Origin of the sequence: Eudoraea chungangensis (genome assembly GCF_029360665.1) — a bacterium.
GTDB classification, from domain to species: domain Bacteria; phylum Bacteroidota; class Bacteroidia; order Flavobacteriales; family Flavobacteriaceae; genus Eudoraea; species Eudoraea chungangensis.
In genome coordinates this window covers 449,834-473,505 of sequence record NZ_JARDUB010000001.1, presented here as the reverse complement: position 1 = coordinate 473,505, position 23,672 = coordinate 449,834, and the positions used below count along the sequence as shown (strand labels likewise).

Genomic DNA, 23,672 nt, shown 5'->3' with positions numbered 1-23,672 from the left:
CTATTTTAATAAGTTAGTTTGCTCATCTGGGAATACCAGGGCCGGATTAAAAACTTTGGCTTCTTCAATATCCATTCTGGCATATGTTATAAGTATCAAAATGTCACCAACTGCCACTTTTCTGGCGGCTGCTCCATTAAGCGTTAATTCTCCAGAACCTCGCGGACCTGGAATAACATAGGTCTCTAATCGTTCGCCATTGTTATTGTTGACGATTTGAACCTTTTCCCCTTGAATAATATTGGCGGCATCCATAAGATCTTCATCTATGGTAATACTTCCTATATAATTAAGGTCCGCACCGGTAACTTTTACCCTATGTATTTTCGATTTTACAACTTCTATCTGCATCTGGCAAATTTAATTAATTCACGGGCATGTTGTCAATTAGTCTTACTTCTTGGAGATAAACAGCGATAAATGCCCTGTACTTTATTTTATCCTGTCTCTTTTTAATTGGGCGTAAATTTACTTCATCTGCAATTTCAAAGTATTCCAAGCTAAATTCAGAGTGCTTCAAAAACTCTTTTTTAACCCAATCTGTTATGTATAAGGCACTTTTCGTGCCAAAGAGATTTTTGGCAGTCTCAAGTGTTGAATATATAAATCCGGCTATGGCCCTATTCTCCTTGGAAAGCCTATTATTCCTGGAACTCATGGCAAGACCATTTCCTTCTCTGACAATTGGACAGCCAATGACTTCAACGGATAAATTGACACCTTTTACCAATTTTTTAATAATTGCCAATTGCTGAAAGTCTTTCTCTCCAAAATAGGCTCTGTCTGGTTCAATAATTCTGAACAATTTTTCTACAACCGTAGCTACTCCATTAAAATGATTTTTTCTAAAACTTCCTTCCATCAGATCTTCAAGACCATCAAAATTGTATGATTTTGTTGAAACTTCGTCAGGATACATTTCTGATACTGATGGAGCAAAAACAATTAGTTTCTCGGAAACCGTAGCCAACAGCTCCAAGTCTTTCTTTAAGGTACTGGGATATTTTTCTAAATCTTCTCTTTTATCAAATTGCGTAGGATTGATAAATATACTTACTACCACCGTTCTATTTTCTTGAATTCCCTTTGTTACTAAGGAGAGATGACCTTTGTGTAGTGCCCCCATAGTGGGAACTAATGCAATTTTCCCTGCATCTCTGCACTTGTTTTTTAAGTGTATTTGAAGTTCCGATTTGTTATGGAATAATACCATGATTTTAATTTAAAGCAGGCAAACTTACTATAATTACGGCTATTCTTTAGAATTTTTGTAATTTTGCAGCTACGTTTTGCCGATAAACAAAATACAGTTTTTATGAATGGGAAAAAGATATTGTTTGTATCTTCTGAATTAGTACCCTACTTACCAGAGAATGAAGTCTCCTTAATGTCGTATGAAACACCTAGGATGGTCAATAGTAATAAAGGCCAGATTAGGATATTTATGCCAAGATATGGGAACATAAATGAACGAAGACATCAATTACATGAGGTGATAAGACTGTCAGGGATGAACCTAGTAATTAATGACATGGATATGCCATTAATTATTAAGGTCGCATCTATTCCTAGAGAGCGTATTCAGGTTTATTTTATTGACAACGAGGAATATTTTAAACGTAAGGCGACATTTACGGATGAAAATGGCGTAATGTTTCCAGATAACGACGAGAGAGCGATATTTTTTGCCAAGGGCGTAGTGGAAACGGTAAAGAAACTAAACTGGTCTCCGGATATAATTCATGTTCACGGGTGGATGGCCTCTCTGGTTCCTTTATATTTAAAGAGTTACTATGCGGATGAGCCATTATTCGCGGATAGTAAAATTGTCACTTCCGTTTATTCAAAAGGCTTTGAAGGACAGCTTGATACTAGCTTAAAAAAGAAAGTAATATTTGATGGTATTTCAGAAGAAAATGTAAAGCATCTGGAAGACCCTAACTATAATAATTTGTTAAAAGTAGCTGTAGATTTTTCGGATGCCATTATTTTAGCCGCCGAAGATGTTACAGAAGACTTGAGCAGTTATATTGCCAACCTAGAAAAACCTCTCTTGCCTTATGTTTCTTTGCAGGAATTTGAAGAAGCATATGCCAACTTTTACAGCACTGAAGTTTTAAAATAATCCCAATGAGAATTTGCTTTAAAAGGGAGTTTCTCGCCCTTATTAGTATCCTTTTGTTATTTAATGTTTCTTGTGATGAAGAAATCACTACCCTAGGACGTGGAGTAATAGGGGATGATCCATTTATTACAGGAAGGGAATTCTTTGATGTTTTTGCATTTAATAAGAACGTAGTTGCCAACGAGACTAACAAATTACCCATTTATCAAGTAGGGGTGTATAATGATCCTTTGTATGGTAAAACAACGGCGGCAATTAATTCTCAAGTAGGCCTATTAAATGGAGCGGGGAATCCAACTTTTGGCCTTTACTCCCAAAGACAAGAAGATAACTCGGCTAGTGATGGCAATCCTAATACCCTCGATGAGAATGAAACGGTAAACGAAGTAATCCTATATATTCCATATCTTCAAAACCCTAATGGCGATGCTGATTTAGATGGTGTTCCCGATGAGTTTGATGTAGATCCCAATGATCCTACAAGTGATAGTGACGGAGATGGGCTAAGTGATAGCGATGAGAGAGCCCTTGGACTAGATCCCTTAAATGAAGATACGGATAACGACGGTATAAATGATATTGATGATCCGGAGACAATAGTAAACAGGTTTCCACGACGTGTAGATTTGGATAGTATTTATGGAGATCGTGACGTGCCCTTTAACTTAAAAGTCGAACGTTCAACCTTCTTCTTACGCGACCTTGACCCTGATGCTGGATTTTTAGAATCACAGGAGTATTATTCTTCTCAAGTATTTTCACCAGAATTTGTATCGGACGTCTTATTTGACGGGGAGGTATTAATTAGTGATGAAGAGATATTGATTCCGGCAGAAGACGATCCAGATACAGAAGCGGATGAATCTGAAGGAGAACCAGATAGAATTCAACCAGGGATACGTGTGGTTTTAGATTCCGATTTTTTTCAAGAGAATATTTTAGATAAAGAAGGAAGTGTAGAGCTCCTGAGTCAGGCAAATTTTCGAGAATTTTTACGAGGACTTTATTTGACTGTTAATCCTATTTCTTCGGATATTCTATTGCTGCTTGATATGTCTTCGGCCCGGATAAATATCAACTATGACTACGATAAGATAGAGAATGGCGAAATTGTAAAGGAAGAAGCGGATTACGGCTTAACTTTTATTACGGCAACCTCTGCCTTCGGTACTTTTGATGGAAATGCCGTAAACACTTTTGTAAATGAGAATTATCCTCCTGAGGTTTTGGATCAACTAGACACAGATCAAAATGCTAGTAGAATATTCTTAAAAGGAGGTTCCGGAACCTTTGCAGAAATAGCGCTATTTGAAACAAATAACGGGGAATCTATAATCAATCAGATAAAGGAGAATAATTGGATTGTAAATGAAGCAAACCTTATATTCTATGTAGACAGGGAAACTTTAGATAGAACAGGTGTTACAGACGAACCTCCTTTTCTTTATCTGTATAACACAGAAACAAATACGCCACTTTACGATTTAAATGTGGTTAGTGCTGCGGATATTCCTACAAGAATAAATCTGAACTACGGGGGATCTTTGGAGAAGGAAGGGGATAAAGGGGTTCAGTATAAGCTTAAAATAACGGACTACATTAACGACATTATTATAAGAGATTCTACAAATGCTACTTTGGGTCTTACTGTTTCAGCAGATTTGTCTTTTATTCAAACTAAGAATGCTGTTTTAGAAAATAAAGAACAAGACCTTCCTGTAAACGCCACAATTACTCCCTTAAGTACCGTGTTAATTGGAAGTAATGTTTCTGGGGCGGAAGAAAATCAGAAGCTTCAATTAGAAATAATTTACACGGAGCCCAATTAAAAAGGCATACCATACAAAGGATTTTGTCGTTATATAACCTATTAAAAGTGGATTCTTCATTTTCTTCTTTTAAATTTGCATTGATTTAAGGAAAATCTAATCGAACAATTATGTGTGGAATAGTAGGTTATATAGGGCATAGAGAGGCATATCCAATTATAATGAAAGGTCTGCAAAGACTCGAGTACAGAGGCTATGACAGTGCAGGAATTGCCTTATATGATGGAAATCAAATTAATCTTGCTAAAACTAAGGGCAAGGTTATAGATCTTAAATCAAAATCAGAGAATAGTATTTCTTTAGAAGGGACCTTAGGAATTGGTCATACCAGATGGGCTACCCATGGTATACCAAACGACACCAATTCACATCCGCATTATTCCAATTCAGGAGATCTTGTAATTATACACAATGGAATTATTGAAAATTATGAGACCATTAAAAAGGAATTGTCTAAAAGAGGATATGTTTTTAGTTCTGATACGGATACTGAGGTCTTAGTTAACCTTATTGAAGAGGTTAAAAAGAAGGAGAATGTTTTATTAGGAAAGGCAGTGCAGATAGCTTTAAATCAGGTGGTTGGTGCTTATGCCATTGCTGTGTTCGACAGAAATAAGCCTGATGAAATTGTCGTTGCCAAGCTTGGAAGTCCTTTGGCCATTGGAATAGGGCAGCAAGAGTTTTTTATAGCTTCCGATGCCTCACCTTTCATAGAGTTCACTAACAATGCTGTCTATTTACAGGACCAAGAAATGGCAATAATTCGTCTTGGAAAAGAGATAAAATTAAGAAAGATTCAAGATGATGCCATTGCTTATCCATTGGTTCAGGAGTTACAAATGAATCTTGAAGAAATAGAAAAGGGCATGTACGATCATTTCATGCTAAAAGAGATTTATGAACAGCCTAGTGCCATTAAAGACACCTATAGAGGTAGATTAAGGGTAGAGCAGGGAATAATAAAAATGGCTGGAATAGATCAAAATATTGAAAGATTTCTGAACGCTCAAAGAATAATTATTGTTGCCTGTGGAACTTCCTGGCACGCGGGCTTAGTTGCAGAATACATTTTTGAGGATCTTGCTCGGATACCTGTTGAAGTGGAATATGCCTCTGAATTCCGATATAGGAACCCCGTAATTACGGACAAAGATGTGGTAATTGCCATTTCACAATCTGGAGAGACTGCCGATACGCTTGCGGCCATTAAATTGGCTAAAGAAAGGGGTGCATATGTCTTTGGTGTCTGCAATGTGGTAGGTTCTTCCATTGCCAGAGAAACACATGCAGGGGCCTATACTCATGCTGGACCGGAAATTGGAGTTGCCTCTACCAAAGCCTTTACTACACAGATTACTATTTTAAGCCTTATTGCTTTAAAACTGGCAAAAGAGAAAGGTGCTTTCTCCGATTCTAAGTACCATGAGATACTTTCAGAGTTAGAGAATATTCCTTCTAAAGTAGAGGTAGCCTTAGAATCTAATTCTTTGGTGGAAATAATTTCAGAGGAGTATAAAGATTCCGATAACTGTCTTTATCTAGGAAGAGGATATAATTTTCCAGTTGCTCTTGAGGGAGCTTTAAAGCTTAAAGAAATTAGCTATATACACGCAGAGGGCTATCCCGCTGCTGAAATGAAACATGGCCCAATTGCCTTGATTGACGAACAAATGCCGGTAATAGTTATAGCAACTAATAATGGGCATTACGAGAAAGTTGTCAGCAACATTCAAGAAATAAAATCCAGAAAGGGAAAAATAATTGCTATCGTAACGGAAGGAGATGAACAGGTAAGGGAATTGGCAGATCATGTGATTGAAGTACCAGAAACCCTCGAATGTCTAACCCCTCTATTGACTACTATCCCGTTACAACTATTGTCTTATCATATAGCAGTTATGCGAGGATGTAATGTGGATCAGCCTAGGAATTTAGCCAAATCTGTGACGGTAGAATAGCTTGGTAGGTAGAGCAAGCTATCACTTAATCTGTTTTTTACCTTCTTAGTGGTAGAGACTAGCTTTTTCAATTCCTTATATTGAGTCACTTAGATTTCTCAATAATGAGTAAACTTAAAAAGATAACACCTCCCAAAATCTTATATTAATTCCTTTACAATAGACTCAACATGGATAAGACAAGTATCTAAAACTTTGATTTCGTCAAAATCCGTTTGGTCTAAAATTAAGGATAGTTCTGTCCCTCCTAAAATTATACCCTCAATCCTCTCTTTATTTTTCATTCTATCGATAATTTTAAGAATGGTCTCTTTTGATTTTTTATTGGGGTTATTAAATACTAATTCATTCATGTAAATATCATGGATAGTATCTTGTTCAATTTCGTTGGGAACAACTATATGGATATTTCTAGTTTCGCTTTTTTTAGAGTAAAAGCCCTTAGACATTGTAAACTTGGTGCCAATTAGACCACATCTTTTCAATTTTAATGATTCTATGTGGTTTATAGTTTCTTCAACAATAGATACTAGTTTCATATCCACCTGATTTTGTAGATTATCAAAAAAGACATGAGGAGTATTGGAGCATATAAATATTTTTTCAACTCCAGTTTTTTTTAATGTGTCTATTCTTTCTTTCATAAATCGTATGAAAGCTTTCTCATTATTTTCGGAGATATACTTTAGCATCCGTGTCATGTCAATACTGCTAATAATAATTTCAGGATAGCTTTTATTATTACTTAATTCTCTAAATCGTTTAATAATAAGTTGATAGTATTTTATAGTTGATTCAGGTCCTATTCCCCCTATTAGTCCAATTTTGATCATAGAAATACACTTAACTACTTAATAAATATGAAATTACGAAATCTACCCTCCTTTTTTTATTAAAAAAGTATTATGCATGCATAATTTTTTTCATATTTGCATTCTCACTTTAAAAATTTAGGTATCTTGCCGGTACTTAGAACTTATAAATATAGTTACAGAATGAGAAAGCTTGTTTTATTCTTCTGTGTTTTAACTGGGATAGGATCTTTTGCCCAAACCACCTTAAACGGGAAGATAGTTGATGAAAATGGAAGCCCAATTCTTGGGGCTAACATTGTAATTGTAGGAAAAGCCATTGGTACAGTTAGTGATTTCGATGGTAATTTTAATCTCCAAACAGATGAGGTTCCCCCCTTTCAAATTAATATTTCTAGTATTGGTTATACGGATTATTTAGAAGAGGTTACACAACAGAGTCAAACCTTTAATATCGTTCTCATGGAATCACAAACCATGCTAGACGAAGTTGTTATTGGAGCCTCTAGAACACCGGAACGAATTTTTGAATCTCCTGTTTCCGTAGAAAGATTTGGCCTCAGGGATATTAAAAATACCACAGCAGAATCTTTTTATGGAGGACTGCAGAATCTTAAAGGGGTGGATATTAACACCAATAGTTTAACTTTTCAGTCTATTAATACCAGGGGGTTTGCAACATTTGCAAACAATAGGTTTATGCAGTTAGTAGATGGAATGGACAACACCGCACCCGGATTAAACTTTGTACTGGGAAATCTAGTTGGTATGTCAGAGCTGGAAGTGCAAAGTGTTGAGATACTGCCAGGAGCGTCTTCTGCCTTATATGGTGCCGGTGCTTTTAATGGAATTTTGTTTATGCGCAGTAAAAGTCCTTTCGACTTTCAAGGAATAAGTGCTTATTTTAAAACTGGAATTACTTCTCAACAAGCAGCTGGGGATAATGCATATTATGATTTTGGGATTCGATTTGCACACGCCTTTAGTGAAAAGTTTGCTATAAAAGCTAATTTTTCCTTCCTGCAGGGAGAGGATTGGCATGCAAATAGTGTAGAAGATTTGGCCAACCCGGGAGCTACCAGAGTGAATCCAGACTACGACGGATTAAACGTCTATGGCGATGAAGTTGGAACACTACTCAACTTTGACGCAGCAGCAGGACTTCCATCGGGAACAGTTGGTTCCGCCTTTGTTACCAGAACGGGCTATGAGGAGGCAGTTTTAGCGAATTATAATGCGCAGAGTGTTAAAAGTGATTTTTCACTTTATTACAGACCATTTGCCAATGATTTTGAGATTGTTTATAACGGTCGTGTAGGTAGGGGAAATACTATATACCAGGGTGCAAGTAGGTATTCTGTAAAGAATTTTATTCTTCAGCAACATAAATTAGAAATAAGAAATAATAACTTTTTCTTAAGAGGATATATTACCTCAGAGAATTCTGGAGACTCGTATGATACAAGATTTACGGCTATCAATATAAACAGATCTTGGAAAGGGGATACCCAATGGTTTACAGAATATGCTGAGGCGTATATTGGTGGTAGATTAGGCGTAGGTACAGGAATTATGCTTGGAGAAGAGGAGGCCCATGCTTTCGCCAGACAAACTGCAGATACAGGCAGGCTAATTCCCGGTACTCCAGAATTTGAAAATGCGTTTAACAGAGTTACGGCCGATGGAGATCTTACGACAGGGTCTAAGTTTATTGACAATACAAAATTTAGACATGTAGATGCCAATTACAATTTTAGCCATATAACAAAGGAGGTTTTTGATCTTCAGGTGGGAGGGTCCTTTAGGGAATATGTATTAAACTCTCAGGGAACTATCTTTACGGATTTTGACGGTCCAATATCGTATAATGAGTTTGGGGCCTATTTGCAAATTCAAAAAGAATTATTAGACGAGCGCTTAAAATTAACCGGCTCTGTGCGTTATGATAAGAACCAATTTTTTGATGGATTCTTTTCTCCCAGATTAACAGTCGCCTATACTGCCGGAGAGAAAAGAAATCACAATATTAGAGTTTCTGTACAACAAGGGTTTAGAAACCCCACAACCCAGGATCTTTTTATTGGTTTGGACACGGGACGTTCAATACTTGTAGGTTCTGCTCCGGATAATCTGGATAGAGATGTTAGAACTTTTACTTTGTCTGATGCGGGCAGAGCATTAACTGGCAGAGAATCTGTAGATATAGTTGGAAGGGCCGCCTATGAAAATGCCTTTGCCGAGAATTCTGTGGATATTGGCAATCCAACTGCCGTAAACACACCTTTGGTAAAACCAGAAGAAATTACTGCCTTTGAAGCTGGATATAGAGCGCAATTGGGAAAACTTAGTGTTGATTTAAGTACGTACTATAATAAGTATAAGAATTTCATCTCTAACGTAGATGTACTAGTGCCATTTTACGGAGAAGCTGGGGATGGAACACTTTCTTTATTAGCCCTACAAAATGGTGACGCCTTTCGTTATCAGACCTATACAAATGCTCCGGTAGACATTCAGTCTTGGGGAGCAACTATAGGATTAGATTTCAGAATTTTTGGAAATTTCAATTTAGGTGCCAATTATACCTATACCGATTTTGATTTTGACAGAGATGAGTTTCCCGATTTTAGAACTTTTTTCAATACTCCTAACCATAGAGTAAAAGCTAGTTTTGGAAATCCGGAACTCTTCGAAAATTTTGGTTTTAATATAAATTATAGATGGAGCGATACCTACTTGTGGGAAGCGACATTTGCAGACGGGCAGCTCCCTTCTTATACCGTCTTTGATTTTCAGATGAACTACGCAGTACCTGGAATAAATTCTGTATTTAAAATAGGGGGATCCAATATTCTGGGGGATGAATACTTTTCTGCTATTGGAACAGGTGCGGTAGGAGCTATATATTATATATCCTGGGCTATTAATCCATGATCTAAGTATTTGTGGAACAATACAAAGGCGCCATTTTGTGGGCGCCTTTTTTTATGTCAAAAAATAGCCAAATTCCATTCTTATTTCAAATGGAATACCATATCTTTGCAGCCGGAAAAACCAATCTAATTATAGATTTTAGTTCTCTAAATAAGGCTTAAATAAAAAATATAAAATAATTGAATAATGGCTAAACAAAAAGGCAAGGTATCTCAGATTATTGGACCTGTTATTGATGTAGAATTTGACGTAGTTTCGGATTTACCTAAAATCTATGATTCGCTTGAGATTAAAAAGAGCGACGGTACCATTTTGGTTCTTGAAGTGCAATCACATATCGGAGAAAATACGGTAAGAGCTATCTCCATGGATTCAACAGATGGATTAAGCAGAGGAACTGAAGTAACGGCTACAGGAAACGCTATTCAGATGCCTGTAGGAGATGATATATACGGCCGTCTTTTTAATGTAATTGGTGATCCAATTGATGGTTTAGGGACCTTAGCCAAGGATGGAAAAAATGGATTGCCTATTCACAGAGAGGCTCCAAAATTTGAAGATTTATCAACTTCCACAGAAGTGTTATTTACTGGAATCAAAGTTATTGATCTTATAGAGCCTTATGCAAAAGGTGGTAAGATTGGATTATTTGGCGGTGCCGGTGTAGGTAAAACAGTATTGATTCAGGAACTTATTAATAATATTGCCAAGGGACACGGTGGACTTTCAGTCTTTGCTGGTGTAGGTGAGCGTACAAGAGAAGGGAATGACCTTTTGCGTGAAATGTTAGAATCTGGTATTATTAAGTATGGAGACGACTTTCTTCATTCAATGGAAGAAGGAGGATGGGATTTATCTAAAGTAGATAAGAAAGCCATGAAAGAGTCGAAGGCAACTTTTGTTTTCGGACAAATGAATGAACCTCCTGGTGCCAGAGCAAGAGTTGCCCTTTCGGGACTTACCATTGCAGAATATTTTAGAGATGGAGCAGGGGAAGGACAAGGAAAAGATGTTCTTTTCTTTGTGGATAATATATTTAGATTTACACAGGCAGGTTCAGAGGTTTCTGCGCTTTTAGGGAGGATGCCGTCTGCGGTAGGATACCAACCAACCTTGGCAACTGAAATGGGAACCATGCAAGAAAGGATTACTTCAACTAAGAGAGGTTCTATTACTTCTGTTCAGGCGGTGTATGTTCCTGCTGATGATTTAACGGATCCTGCACCGGCCACGACCTTTGCTCACCTTGATGCAACAACGGTTCTTTCTAGAAAAATTGCCGAATTAGGTATTTACCCTGCGGTTGATCCATTAGATTCTACCTCGAGGATTCTTACACCTGAAATATTAGGAAAAGATCATTACGGTTGTGCCCAAAGAGTAAAGGAGTTACTTCAGCATTATAAAGAATTACAAGATATTATTGCTATTCTTGGAATGGAAGAGCTTTCAGAAGAAGATAAATTAGCGGTTGGTAGAGCAAGGAGAGTACAGCGTTTCCTTTCACAACCTTTCCATGTTGCAGAGCAATTTACTGGGATTCCAGGAGTATTGGTAGATATTAAGGAAACTATTAAAGGGTTTAATATGATAATGGATGGGGAATTAGACCATCTTCCAGAGTCGGCTTTTAACCTTAAAGGAACAATAGAAGAGGCCATTGAGGCAGGTGAGAAAATGTTAGCGGAAGCTTAATTTAAAGGTAAATTATGTATTTAGAAATTGTATCTCCAGAGGCTACTTTATTTTCTGGTGAGGTAGAATCGGTAACGGTTCCAGGGGTTAATGGTGAATTTCAAATGCTTCAAAATCACGCTCCCATTGTCTCACTTTTGCAGGATGGGCTGGTAAAAATTCAAGGAAATATTGAGCTGGATGAGCTTCATGCAGACAAGTTTACAAAAGATGCAGAAGGTAAAGTTAGTTTACCTATTAAAAGTGGCACCATTGAGCTCAATGATAACAAGCTCATAGTTTTAGCAGATTAATAGACAACAAGTATAAGTCCAAAGCCATGCATTTATGCATGGCTTTTTTTAGTAGAAAATTTTGCTGGTGACCCAGATAGGATAAGGTATACGAAGACCACAGTTTATTAAAGCAAGGTTACTATTTAATTGGTGTATGTAGTACCTTTGTTTTATGGTTAATCTTCCCAGAAAATTAGAAGAGAAGTTGCAAAAGCGGAAAGATAATGGAGCATTTCGTGAGCTAACTGATGTGCATAAATTGACAGATTTTAGCTCTAATGACTACCTGGGATTGGCTAAATCTTGGGACTCTTTTCACAAAAGCTTAAATGTTGATCATCCAATAGAAAGTCAAATGGGTTCTACTGGTTCTAGACTATTGAGCGGTAATAATAACCTATATACAAGTTCAGAAGAGTATTTAGCAAAAGTGTTTAAGGTAGAAGCTGCATTAATATATAATTCTGGCTATGACGCGAATATTGGACTTTTTTCCTCAATACCCCAGAGGGAGGATATTGTTTTATATGATGCTTATGTACATGCAAGTATAAGGGATGGTCTTAGTTTGGGGAAGGCAAAGAACTATCCTTTCCGGCATAATGACCTGGATCATCTTGAAAGTCTAATACTTCGCCAAATTGAAAAACGCTATGATGGTGGAGAACTATACGTTGTCACTGAATCTGTTTTTTCAATGGATGGCGATAATCCAAATTTGAAAGACCTAGTTGTGTTATGTAATAAATATAGTTGTAGACTTGTTGTGGACGAGGCCCATGCATTTGGACTTTATGGCTCAAGTGGCTTAGGTAAGATAACAGAATTTGGATTAATTGATAATATTTTTGCAGTAGTGATTACCTTCGGTAAAGCTCTCGGAAATCATGGTGCTGCTGTACTAGGAACTGGAAATTTGAAATCATATCTGGTTAATTTCTCAAGAAGTTTTATTTATACTACAGCTCTTCCTGCTCATACCATTCTAAATATTGTTTCTGCTATAGACTTCCTCCAAACAAATGCAGGACAGGAAAGGCGTAAAACACTCTTTAACAACATAACTTATTTTCAGAAACAGATTTGTAATTTTAAATTGGAAGAATCTTTTTTATCTAGTGCTTCGGCCATTCAGTCTTGTGTAATCTCTGGAAATTTAAAAGTAAGGAAAGTATCTAATCATTTGAAAACAAAGGGCTTTGATGTTAGACCTATTTTGTACCCAACAGTTCCTAAAGGTTTAGAGCGCCTCCGTTTTTGTTTACATAGTTTTAATACACAAAAGGAGATAGAGACCGTCCTTTTGGAATTGTCAAAAGTTATATAATGAAACAGGAGTTTTTTACAATCGGGGCGTTTGAATTTCCAGCCGACGTACAGATTATTAAGCTAAAGCTTGAATCGGAGGGTATTCCTGTGTTCTTAAAAGACGAAAATACTATAAATACAGATCCATTGATAAGTCAGGCCATTGGCGGAGTAAAATTACAAGTCTATTCAAAAGACCGCGAAAAGGCGATGAATATTTATGATTCTATACGAAGTTATGCTCAGGACAACAATGGAAAATTAATAAGCTGCCCAAATTGCAAGGCACAAAGATCAGAAGTTTATTATGCCAGAAAAGGCTTATTTTTTAAACTATTTCCATTCTTAGAGCCTAAAAAGTACAGATGCTTGCAATGCCAAATGATAACCAAACCAACCACTCCATGAAACGTATTTTTGTAACTGGAATTTCCACTGAAGTAGGAAAAACTATTGCCTCCTCTATTATTGTGGAGGCATTAGGAGCGGATTATTGGAAGCCCATACAGGCTGGAGATTTACACTACACGGACAGTCATAAAGTTCACGATCTTATCAGCAGTGATACGGCTGTTATTCATCCAAGTAGTTATGCGTTAAAAACGCCAATGAGCCCCCATGCAGCGGCCGAAATAGATGGAATTGAAATAGATTTAGAGAAAATTCAGGCACCAGAAACTCGCAATACACTTGTTATAGAGGGAGCAGGCGGATTGTTAGTTCCCCTAAATAACACGGATACTATTTTTGATCTCATAAAGCCAGATTATCAGGTAATTGTGGTTTCTAGACACTATCTTGGAAGTATTAACCACACCCTACTAACTTTAGACACCTTATTGAATCAAGGCTTTAGAGTATCTTTAGTCTTTAGCGGAGAACCACACTCCACTACTGAATCTATAATTTTGTCCAAGACGAGGGTAAAAATGTTAGGAAGAATTAGGGAGGAAGAAGGTTTTGATCGAAAAGTAATAAGCAAATACGCTGCAGAATTTAGCCCCGCGCTTAAGAAACTTTTACTAGAATAACACTTGTAATATTAGCCTAAATATAATAGACAACCGTACATCGAGAATGACTAGCATAAGTAAAAGAGATAAAAAGCATATTTGGCATCCATTAACTCAGCATAAGAGGAACCCAGATATGCGTGGAATTGTCAGGGCATCTGGATCTGTACTTTACGACGAGAATGGAAAGCAATATATAGACGGTATAGCTTCCTGGTATACGGCAATGTATGGGCATTGCAACCCTAGTATTACCGAGAGGGTTTATGGCCAAATGCAAAAGTTAGATCATGTTGTTTTCACAGGCTTTACACATGAACCAGCGGTTAGGCTTTCCGAAGAATTATTGAAAATTCTTCCTAAAAACCAGAGTAAGATATTTTTTTCAGACAATGGTTCTACTTCCACTGAGATTGGTATTAAAATGGCCTTGCAATACCATCATAATTTAGGCAGAAAAAACAATGTGCTGTTGGCCTTTGAAGAAGGGTTTCACGGAGATACTTTTGGCGCCATGTCTGTCTCAGGATTGTCTGTTTACAATGGTCCATTTGAAGAATTCTTTATAGATGTAGAGCGAATACCTATCCCAAATTTGAATAATATTGATTTAATCTTAAAGGAATTACAAGCCCTAATTCTAGAAAAAGACATCGCTGGGTTTATATACGAACCATTAGTACAAGGTGCGGCAGGTATGAAGATTTATGAGGCTACAGCCTTGGATAAAATACTAAGCCTGCTCAAGGCTAATGACGTGCTCTTAATAGCAGATGAAGTAATGACAGGCTTCGGAAAGACAGGTAAAAATTTTGCATCGGATTATATGCTTGTAAAACCAGACATTATCTGTCTTTCAAAAGCACTTACTGCCGGTTTAATGCCAATGGCTGCTACCTCATGTACGCAAATCATATTTGAAGCCTTTTATCATGATGAAGTGGCAAAAGGGTTTTTCCACGGACATACCTATACTGCAAACCCACTTGCCTGTACTGCCGCACTGGCGGGCATAGAGTTGTTAAATTCCAAAACCATACAAGGCAATATTAAGAGAATTATACAACAACATGAAGATTTTATAGGTAAACTAGGTTCTCATCCTGCCATAGAATCTAGTCGTCAATGTGGAATAATTTTGGCTTTAGACTTGAGTCTTCCAATGTCTAGATATGGTAATTTACGGGATAAATTGTATCAATTTTTTATGAAGAATGGAGTTTTTCTTAGGCCTTTAGGAAATACAATATATGTTCTTCCCCCTTTTACTATTTCGGAAGAGGAATTAAATAAAATCTATGAGGTAATTACTAAAGCTCTAGCCCACTTTGGTACTAATTAGTTAGGTTCTTGTGAAATATAAAAGCATAAACTTATTTTTACAAAAAAAAGGACTTTGCAAGATCCAATAACAGTTAGTTCGATAGCAACAATTTCTTCCCTAGGCTTTAAGAGGGAAGATGTTTGGAATAGTTATTCTAATGAAAAACACTGTTTAAGTGAACAAGAAGTTTTAAACAAGCTTATCCCCGTATCAAAATTACCCAAGTCGCTGGATAATAGTGTATTAAATCTAAGAGCGAGCCATCCAAAATATCGAAACTTGGATAGGACGGTACTATTGGGAATCCTTGTTGCTAGGAAGGCAGTAGAGAAGGCCGAATGGGACGCCTCTGCAGAATTTGGTATAAATATGGGTTCTTCTAGAGGGGCTACAGAGTTGTTTGAAAAGTATTTATTTCAATATCGAAATTCTAATAGGGCCTCCGTTTTTACATCACCCACCACTACGTTAGGAAATATTTCTTCCTGGATAGCACACGACTTAGGGAGTAAGGGCCCTAACATATCTCATTCTATTACCTGCTCGTCCGCATTACATGCCCTTCTAAACGGCGTGGCATGGCTTAGAAGTGGCATGGCAGATAGGTTTCTGATTGGCGGTACAGAGGCTCCTCTTACTCCTTTTACCATTGCCCAGATGCAAGCATTGAAGATTTATTCTCCTTTCGCCGGAGCGGAGTATCCTTGTAAGGCCTTAGATTTAGAAAAAGAAGTAAATTCCATGGTATTGGGTGAAGGAGCAGGGGTAGCCTGTTTGGAATTGGGCATTACAAAGAATACTTTGGCAATTGTTGAGGGCGTAGGATATGCCACAGAATTATTGTCTCATGGGACGTCCTTATCTGCAAATGCAAAATGTATTCAGGATTCAATGTCAATGGCACTGAAAGATATTGATGCCAGTTCTATAGACTGTATAGTGATGCATGCCCCTGGCACTATAAAAGGCGACATGGCAGAATACAAGGCTATTGAAGCAATATTCGGCAAAGATTTACCTGCATTAACTTCTAACAAATGGAAAGTTGGACATACATTTGGTGCCTCCGGAATTTTAAGCCTGGATATGGCAATAATGATGATTAAACATCAACATTTTTTTAAAGTTCCTTATCTAAATCGGACATCAGAACCAGCTAGATTGAACAGAATATTAATTAATGCGGTTGGATTTGGTGGGAATGCCGTAAGTGTTGTTATTAAGGCCATTTAGGCTGGCTAAAGATATTCAACGCCCGATGAAATTATGGCCTGGATATTATTTTTTAATAGATTTAAGAGTATTTTTGAAAAACATAAAAACCATGTCGAGCATGTTAGAAAGACATAACTGGAACAAACAAGAAATTCTAGATATCTACCAAAAGCCATTAATGGAACTTTTGTATGAGGCAGCCACTATACATAGGAAATATCATGATCCTAATTCTGTGCAGGTCTCAACCTTACTTTCCATTAAAACTGGTGGATGCCCTGAAGACTGTGGATACTGCCCGCAGGCGGCTCGCTATCACACAGATATTGAAGGGAATGAGCTTATGTCTGTGCCGCAAGTAAAAGCACAGGCCCTCCGGGCCAAGGCATCAGGGAGTTCAAGAGTTTGTATGGGTGCTGCTTGGCGAAATGTAAAGGACGGACCAGAATTTGAGCAAGTTTTAGAAATGGTGCGAACCATCAATAAATTGGATATGGAAGTCTGCTGTACCTTAGGGATGCTGACCGAAAACCAAGCACAGCGTTTAGCAGAAGCAGGACTTTATGCGTATAATCATAATTTAGATACTTCTGAAGAGTACTATAAAGATGTTATTTCTACAAGGGCTTTTGACGATAGAATCAAAACCATTGAAAATGTGCGTAAGAGTAATGTAACGGTATGTAGTGGAGGAATTATCGGTATGGGAGAAAGTTTGGAAGATAGGGCGGGTATGTTAGTTTCACTGTCTACCCTAAACCCCCAACCTGAATCCGTACCAATTAATGCCCTTGTTCCTGTAGAAGGGACACCTATGGAAAACTTTAAACCTATTCCTATTTGGGACATGATAAGAATGGTTGCTACGACTAGAATTGTGATGCCCAAAACTCAGGTGAGATTATCTGCAGGGAGAACTAGTATGACCAGAGAAGGTCAGGCTATGTGTTTTTTCGCTGGTGCTAATTCTATATTTGCAGGAGATAAACTCTTAACTACTCCTAATCCTGATGTTCATGAAGATATGGAGATGTTTAAAGAGTTAGGTCTAATACCGCAGAAACCATTTATTAAGACTCCTCAGCCAGAAACAGTTGAAGCTGAAGATTCTCAGTTAGAACCTATTGGAGAAGTTCCAAAATGGACTAGACCGGGCCATAAAATTGAAAGAAATGAAAAGGCAAAGGAGAGTTCTAAATTAAATCGATCTACATAAACATTTCTTTTTCTTAAATTAGTGGGTTTTATAAATAAGGACAATTTAACGTATCCCTTTCAAGTTGGATTTAAAAGAGATTAAAAGAGTTAAAACTATAACTAAAAAAGAATTTAGAGAAAATTTCTTTAAACCTCAGGTTCCAGTAGTCTTGGAAGAATCAATAAAGGATTGGCCAGCATATTCTAAGTGGAATTTTGAATATATTAAAGATAAGGTCGGAGACATTACCGTGCCCTTGTATGATGACAGACCTGTAGATTATAAGGATGGATTTAACGAGCCACATAGCAAAATGAAAATGTCTGATTATATAGACCTTTTATTAGCTAAACCTACTAAATACCGCATCTTTTTATGGAACCTTCTCAAAGAGGCTCCTGTATTGCAAAAAGATTACAATTATCCAGATTTTGGAATAAAGTTGATGAAGAAGCTGCCTATGCTTTTTTTTGGAGGTTACAACTCTCATACTTTTATGCATTACGACATAGACTTGGCCAATATATTTCATTTTCATTTCGAGGGAAGAAAAGAGTGTATTCTTTTTTCACAGGATCAAACAAAGTTTATTTATAAAGTCCCACACTCATTGATTACGCATGAGAGTATAGATTTCTCTAATCCAGATTACAATAAATGGCCTGCTTTAAAGAAAGCAAAAGGATATAAGACGCATCTCAGCCATGGAGAAGTACTTTATATTCCTGAAGGATATTGGCACTATATGAAATATGTTAGCCCTGGATTTTCGATGAGCCTTCGAGGAATTGCCAGAAATCCGGTCAATCTATCCAAAGCCATTTACAATGTTTTTGTTATGCGCCATTTTGATAATATAATGCGCAGGATAAAAGGGCAAGCCTGGATTGATAAGAAAAACGAAAAAGCTATCATACAAACAAACAGGCAACTTTAAGTCAAAAACAGTAAGACCAGACGTTTATTACGTCATATTAGTTCCCAACCAAAAAGAATTTTTTGATGACCCTTGTAGAAGTAAAAAATAAACGAGATTCTGTTCGATTTATAGAGTTCCCAGTGAAGCTTTATGCTAAGGAAAAAAACTATATCCGTCCATTAGACACAGAAATTGCGGAAATATTTGATCCAAAAAAAAATAGCTTTTATGAAAAAGGAGATTGTATTAGGTGGTTGCTCGTAAGAAATAATGAAGTTATAGGCCGTATTGCCGCCTTTGTCCTTTTAAGAGAATCTAAGAATACGGGGGTGGATCCTTCCGGCGGTATTGGGTTTTTTGAATGTATTGATGAAGAAGCAGCAGCTAACGCCTTATTTGATTCCAGTAAAAAGTGGTTAAATGCCAAGGGAGCAGCGTATATGGACGGCCCGGTAAATTTTGGAGCTAGGGATAAATGGTGGGGTCTATTAACAAAGGGCTACGATTTGGAGCCAAACTATCAGTGTAATTATAACTTCCCTTATTATAAGAAACTTTTTGAAAAATACGGCTTTGAGACATACTTTGAGTACTATACCTTTCTAAGACCAATAAAAGATGATGTTAATCCCAGGCTTCAGCGTAAAGCAGATTTAATTAATCGCAATCCAGATTACACATTTGATCACTTTAAAAAAGACCGTTTCTTGGAACAGACCAATAGCATTATTGACATGTATAATAGGGCTTGGGTGAATCATGAAGGAGTAACAGCAATTACTAGAGAACAAGGGCATGCTTTAATGAATAAGCTTAAACCAATTTTAGATGAAAAGATCATTTGGTTTGCATATTACAAGGGAGAGCCTGTAGCATTTTACATTAATATCCCAGAAGTAAATCAGTGGTTTAAGCATGTAAACGGAAAGCTTAATGCCATTGGGATTGCAAAATTTGCGTGGCATAAGTTTAGAAAGAAGAATAAAAAAATGCTTGGATTTGTTTTTGGCGTGGTACCGGAACATCAAGGGAAAGGATTAGACGGAGGACTTATTCATGCCTTTCATAACATGGCCAAGAGTCTGTCTAACCGCTACGAGGTTATAGAAATAAATGGTATTGGAGACTTCAATCGGAAAATGATTATTGTTGTTAAGCAAGTAGGTGGGGAAATATGTAAAATTCACACAACCTATCGCTATCTGTTTGACAGAGATAAACCCTTTGAAAGAATGAAAGCTATTAAATAAAAAAAACAGGCTTAGAATTAAGCTATTTCTTGTTTTTTTCCCTTGGCTTTGTTAGCTGGAGGCATAGTGCCAAAAACTCTATCCCACAAAGTATTCGATACCCCAAACGCCTTATCTGGGTATCTGTAGTGATGCAGGCTATGGTGCTGCCATAAATTTTTAAACCTTTTTGGAGGTCTCATAATATGCGTTGCTCTATGAACAAAAGAATACATTAAATAACCGGTAAAAAATCCTGGAAAGAAACCAAAGGTTAAGTCAGGAATACCCAGTACCCAGAAGATGCCGAAGAAGAACAGAAATAAAATGCTCGCCATTATTAACCCTGGCACAGGAGGCATCAACAAGCGTTCTTCATCTCGCGGATAATGATGATGCGAGCCATGCATTATAAAGTGGAATCGCTGTGACCATTTTGCTTCGGTCACCCAGTGAAAAACAAATCGATGAAGCATATACTCAGCGAAAGTCCAAAAGAACATTCCACCAACAAAGAGGCCTGCTATCATAAATACAGAAAGACCTATTTTAAAATTGGCCAAAAGAAGCATGCCAATTATGGTGATACCATAGACAATAATATTTTGTGTAGGATTTGTTTTTGTAAGACTTTCTAAAAAGGGATTTTTAAAAATTTGCGCCTTGCCATGTTGAAATTCAGTTGTAACTTTTGGTTTCATTTAGAGCAGTTTTTGCAGTTGCAAAGTTACGAAATAGTATAATATTCACAACAATTAGAATTATTATGTTCTTACTCTTTAGCTATCAACCAAGGAGTTTATTAATACTAGAATAGACTAAATCGTTTTCCCACCCGCGATAGACTAAAAAGTTTTGAAGCTTTTTTTTACGTACAAGCTTATTGTATTCTGAGAGTCCGAGCAACTTCTTTTTACTGATTTCCTCGAGTTTCCTTAAATAGTCTTCTTCGGTAATCTCTGTTAGGGCCAGGTTGATTATTCTGTCTCCTATATTTCTTTTTTTGAGTTCTGATTTAATCCTTATTCTACCCCAATTTTTAATTTTGAATTTACCTCTTGTATAATTCCTGGCGAAACGTTCTTCATTTAAAAAATTGTGCTCAATTAAATGAACGGTAACAACGTCTATAACCTCCGAAATCATCCCCATTGATTTAAGTTTCTGGATAACTTCCTGATGACAACGTTCCTGATACGCGCAATAACGTTCGAGATTTCTTTTCGCCTCTTCTAGGGTGTAGGATTTGGTTTGCACCTTCATAGTTAAATATAAGATTAAGTTCTATTCTTCAATAAAGTCAATCTTAACTTCGGTACTTTTTGTAGTTAGAATAACTTCGTCAGGGGTTGTTAACCATTTATCCTCTCTTCCAGACGATTTGTATAAGCGACCCTTTATTTTGGGAAGGATAATCTCCAAAGTCCAATCCTTGTTAGTTTGGGTTATCCTAAGGTGTTTTGAATTAAGGTCTGAAAAATGATATACAGAGATAGAATTGTCGGCTATTTGCACGTTTTCTAATGTGGCGTTCTCCCAACTGCTTGGCATTTGAGGTTTTATACGTATTTTCTTTTCCGAAGCTTTTGGATATATGCCAAAAAATTGTTTAACAATGGGAATGGCATAACTATAGATATTCCAAGCCTGTGCTATCATACCATAGTCTGGAGAAACTTCGTACATGCTGCCTGGCAGAGCATAACTAAAGGTTCTTGTAATACGATTCAAATAATTCAAGGCCCTGTCTGGTCTGCCATATTCATTTTCTGCTATTGCAAGAACACCTGTTGGTAAGGTCATTACAGCACCGGTATAGGAGAAAACCTTACTCCCTTTAAAAGTTCCTTCATCTGAACCGGCAGATTCATCTCTATCTATTCCAGTAACAAAAACTCCAAAGGGATTAATAAACTTTTCGGCAGTTGTGAGTGCTTTTAGGGCCTTTTCTTTATCGGCAAGTCCAACTTCCATTGGAGTATTTACAACCCAATTGTGGTGCACTACAAAAGGACTTAGCTGTTTTTTTGGATTATTAAGAATTGTCTTTTTGGTTTCCAACAGTTCCGAAATGGCCCATGGCTTATTTAGAGTATCCGCTCTAATAATTGCATCTTCAATTAGATGAAGTGCCTGCTTATCCGTTCCTAAAAAATCTGCATATGAAGCAAACTTTGGGGACCAAAAAGAAGCATTTATTCGTTCTCTCAAGATTGTAGCTAGATTGCTATATTCCTGTGCTAATTCTAGTTCATTTAATTCTTTAGCCATTTCCGAGGCATCTCTAAATGCTTTGTAGCTGTAAGACGCAACATCAATCATTTCGCTATCTAAACCATGAATTTCCATCATTCCAAAACCATCGGGAAAAAGGTTTTTATTTGCATCATTTTCTTTTAACAGCCACTCTAACCCTTGCCTTACCGTTGGAAAATACTTTTCCAAAAAGGTTTTGTCACCATTCCATAGGTATATACTCCAAATAAGGGATGCAAATTGAGGAGTCTCATTGATATTTCCGGGATTAAAAACAATGCCATTGGTAGACATTTCGTGAAGTATTTTACCATTGCCATTCACTGCCATGGAGACAGAATCGATTAGGTGAATTGTACTTAAAACAACATCTCGTTGCCCAATGGCCATATATCCCTGTAATGCGTATTCGCTATCTACACCAAACCACCAAGGATAGTCCGGTATGCCGGCACCAATAGCCCTACCTATTTCCGGAACATCTCTAATAAGCCAATCACAATTATACTTTAACCATTCGAAAGTTTCTTGTAGTTTTTTATCGGGAATAGTAAGCTTAGATCTATCTGCTAACGTTTTATATCGCCTTTTCTTTTCTAGTAGCAGGGTGTCAGATTTACTAGCAATTTTATTAAAGGTTTGCTGGGCATTTTCTAGCGAATGATAGGAGCCAGCTATGGTAAAATTAATGTAATCTACTTCTTTGGGCTCCAAATAAAAACGATAAACTAGTCTTCCGGTTTTTCCTTTCCCCGAATAAGGACTTTCTAATAACTCATTACTTATACTTGCTCTATTAGCACCAAAAATGGCATGCCATTGATTGAGGGAATCTTTAAAATGCCATATAGATTCTTCTTGTATAAAACTCCCCAGATCAATACCGTTGATCATCCCCGTTCTTTCGCCAAGCCAAACAGGCATAAGCTCGGTATGTCCGTCAAAAATAAACTCAAATTCTTGAGGTTCCTCAGAATTATTTTCAATTTTGTATTGTACTGCTATCCCTTGCGTACTATCTGGTACAAATTGAAATCTTTCCAAGGTAAGTTGTTTATCCGGACCAATTCCTGGATAAAGATGTTTGTTTGCAAATGGGAAATTTATAAATTGTGTTGCGCTATCTAAAGCCATGGTCTTATCGTTCCAGCTGAGCGACACATCGAATCCATCCATAAGCTTAATCGGATGATTCCATATACCTCCCATTTCACCTTGGATATGCCAGCCAATTTCAGGAAAAGTTCCATTTTGATGCCCTACCATGTAGAGTCTGTCACCTGCGCTAACGTAAGGAGAGTTTAAATAGGACGTTTTGCCTTCAATTCGTGGAGAGCCATCAATAATTTTTTGTAAGTCTATTTTGTCTTTTGAAGTATTACAAGATAAAACAAGCATAAGACATGCCCCTAATATCCAGAAAGTATATCTACACATAAATAGTGGTAATTTAAAGCTAGGCTAAAATAACAAATATTAAAAAAAGAAATTTTATAGTCGGTATCATTGCTATACCGTCTTAACCTAATGCTAAAAATTGGGCAAAAAAAAAGCGACTTCTATATAGAAGTCGCTTTTTGTC

Annotated in this window: 20 protein-coding genes; 14 read left to right on the top strand and 6 right to left on the bottom strand. The window is 37.0% G+C overall.

All coding sequences use genetic code 11. The features are described 5' to 3' along the window. Together panD and panC are read right to left on the bottom strand one after the other, a co-directional pair. Complete coding sequence (gene panD / locus PXG98_RS02100) at positions 1-351, bottom strand: aspartate 1-decarboxylase (RefSeq protein WP_276388745.1); 351 nt, start codon at positions 349-351, stop codon at positions 1-3. Between the two features lie 13 nt (positions 352-364). Beyond that, positions 365-1,213 carry a pantoate--beta-alanine ligase gene (gene panC / locus PXG98_RS02095; RefSeq protein ID WP_276388744.1) on the bottom strand — a complete coding sequence of 283 codons (849 nt, stop codon included), beginning with the start codon at positions 1,211-1,213 and terminating at the stop codon, positions 365-367. Between the two features lie 102 nt (positions 1,214-1,315). On the opposite strand from panC, the gene PXG98_RS02090 reads away from it, so the two are divergent. The 3 genes from PXG98_RS02090 to glmS all read left to right on the top strand — a co-directional run bounded on the left by PXG98_RS02090 (position 1,316) and on the right by glmS (position 5,912). Next, positions 1,316-2,125 carry a glycogen/starch synthase gene (locus PXG98_RS02090; protein ID WP_276388743.1) on the top strand — a complete coding sequence of 270 codons (810 nt, stop codon included), beginning with the start codon at positions 1,316-1,318 and terminating at the stop codon, positions 2,123-2,125. Positions 2,126-2,130: 5 nt separating this feature from the next. Next, positions 2,131-3,954: a DUF4270 family protein gene (locus tag PXG98_RS02085; protein ID WP_276388742.1), complete on the top strand. Its 1,824-nt coding sequence runs from the start codon at positions 2,131-2,133 to the stop codon at positions 3,952-3,954. Between the two features lie 110 nt (positions 3,955-4,064). Beyond that, positions 4,065-5,912, top strand: a complete 1,848-nt coding sequence (gene glmS / locus PXG98_RS02080) for a glutamine--fructose-6-phosphate transaminase (isomerizing) (protein WP_276388741.1) — start codon at positions 4,065-4,067, stop codon at positions 5,910-5,912. Positions 5,913-6,052: 140 nt separating this feature from the next. Here glmS and PXG98_RS02075 read toward each other — a convergent pair whose 3' ends face one another. After that, positions 6,053-6,745, bottom strand: coding sequence for an aspartate/glutamate racemase family protein (locus PXG98_RS02075; RefSeq protein WP_276388740.1), 693 nt, complete (start codon positions 6,743-6,745; stop codon positions 6,053-6,055). Between the two features lie 162 nt (positions 6,746-6,907). On the opposite strand from PXG98_RS02075, the gene PXG98_RS02070 reads away from it, so the two are divergent. The 11 genes from PXG98_RS02070 to PXG98_RS02020 all read left to right on the top strand — a co-directional run bounded on the left by PXG98_RS02070 (position 6,908) and on the right by PXG98_RS02020 (position 19,855). Next, on the top strand, positions 6,908-9,658 hold the full coding sequence (locus PXG98_RS02070; protein WP_276388739.1) for a TonB-dependent receptor: 2,751 nt from the start codon (positions 6,908-6,910) through the stop codon (positions 9,656-9,658). Between the two features lie 186 nt (positions 9,659-9,844). Beyond that, complete coding sequence (gene atpD / locus PXG98_RS02065) at positions 9,845-11,353, top strand: F0F1 ATP synthase subunit beta (RefSeq protein WP_276388738.1); 1,509 nt, start codon at positions 9,845-9,847, stop codon at positions 11,351-11,353. A gap of 14 nt (positions 11,354-11,367) precedes the next feature. Continuing rightward, positions 11,368-11,646, top strand: a complete 279-nt coding sequence (locus PXG98_RS02060; protein WP_276388737.1) for a F0F1 ATP synthase subunit delta/epsilon — start codon at positions 11,368-11,370, stop codon at positions 11,644-11,646. Positions 11,647-11,800: 154 nt separating this feature from the next. Further along, entirely contained in the window at positions 11,801-12,955 is a 1,155-nt protein-coding gene (locus PXG98_RS02055) for an aminotransferase class I/II-fold pyridoxal phosphate-dependent enzyme (protein ID WP_276388736.1), read from the top strand. Continuing rightward, on the top strand, positions 12,955-13,344 hold the full coding sequence (locus tag PXG98_RS02050) for a putative signal transducing protein (protein WP_276388735.1): 390 nt from the start codon (positions 12,955-12,957) through the stop codon (positions 13,342-13,344). The genes PXG98_RS02055 and PXG98_RS02050 overlap by 1 nt, the downstream gene beginning before the upstream one ends. Beyond that, a complete protein-coding gene (gene bioD, locus PXG98_RS02045) occupies positions 13,341-13,967 on the top strand; it encodes a dethiobiotin synthase (protein ID WP_276388734.1) in 627 nt (208 codons plus the stop codon). The genes PXG98_RS02050 and bioD overlap by 4 nt, the downstream gene beginning before the upstream one ends. A 46-nt stretch (positions 13,968-14,013) precedes the next feature. Then, on the top strand, positions 14,014-15,291 hold the full coding sequence (bioA, locus tag PXG98_RS02040; protein WP_276388733.1) for an adenosylmethionine--8-amino-7-oxononanoate transaminase: 1,278 nt from the start codon (positions 14,014-14,016) through the stop codon (positions 15,289-15,291). Positions 15,292-15,345: 54 nt separating this feature from the next. Further along, on the top strand, positions 15,346-16,506 hold the full coding sequence (locus PXG98_RS02035; RefSeq protein WP_276388732.1) for a beta-ketoacyl synthase N-terminal-like domain-containing protein: 1,161 nt from the start codon (positions 15,346-15,348) through the stop codon (positions 16,504-16,506). Positions 16,507-16,606: 100 nt separating this feature from the next. Then, positions 16,607-17,704, top strand: coding sequence for a biotin synthase BioB (gene bioB, locus PXG98_RS02030; protein ID WP_420909544.1), 1,098 nt, complete (start codon positions 16,607-16,609; stop codon positions 17,702-17,704). 64 nt (positions 17,705-17,768) lie between these two features. Continuing rightward, complete coding sequence (locus PXG98_RS02025) at positions 17,769-18,623, top strand: cupin-like domain-containing protein (protein WP_276388731.1); 855 nt, start codon at positions 17,769-17,771, stop codon at positions 18,621-18,623. Positions 18,624-18,688: 65 nt separating this feature from the next. Beyond that, positions 18,689-19,855, top strand: coding sequence for a hypothetical protein (locus PXG98_RS02020; RefSeq protein ID WP_276389253.1), 1,167 nt, complete (start codon positions 18,689-18,691; stop codon positions 19,853-19,855). A 17-nt stretch (positions 19,856-19,872) separates the two neighbouring features. On the opposite strand, the gene PXG98_RS02015 is transcribed toward PXG98_RS02020, so the two are convergent. From PXG98_RS02015 to PXG98_RS02005, 3 genes are all read right to left on the bottom strand, one after another. Continuing rightward, positions 19,873-20,535, bottom strand: a complete 663-nt coding sequence (locus tag PXG98_RS02015) for a sterol desaturase family protein (RefSeq protein ID WP_276388730.1) — start codon at positions 20,533-20,535, stop codon at positions 19,873-19,875. An 85-nt stretch (positions 20,536-20,620) separates the two neighbouring features. Then, complete coding sequence (locus tag PXG98_RS02010; protein ID WP_276388729.1) at positions 20,621-21,097, bottom strand: regulatory protein RecX; 477 nt, start codon at positions 21,095-21,097, stop codon at positions 20,621-20,623. A gap of 21 nt (positions 21,098-21,118) precedes the next feature. Continuing rightward, positions 21,119-23,527, bottom strand: coding sequence for an alpha-L-rhamnosidase-related protein (locus PXG98_RS02005; protein WP_276388728.1), 2,409 nt, complete (start codon positions 23,525-23,527; stop codon positions 21,119-21,121). Positions 23,528-23,672: the final 145 nt, after the last annotated feature.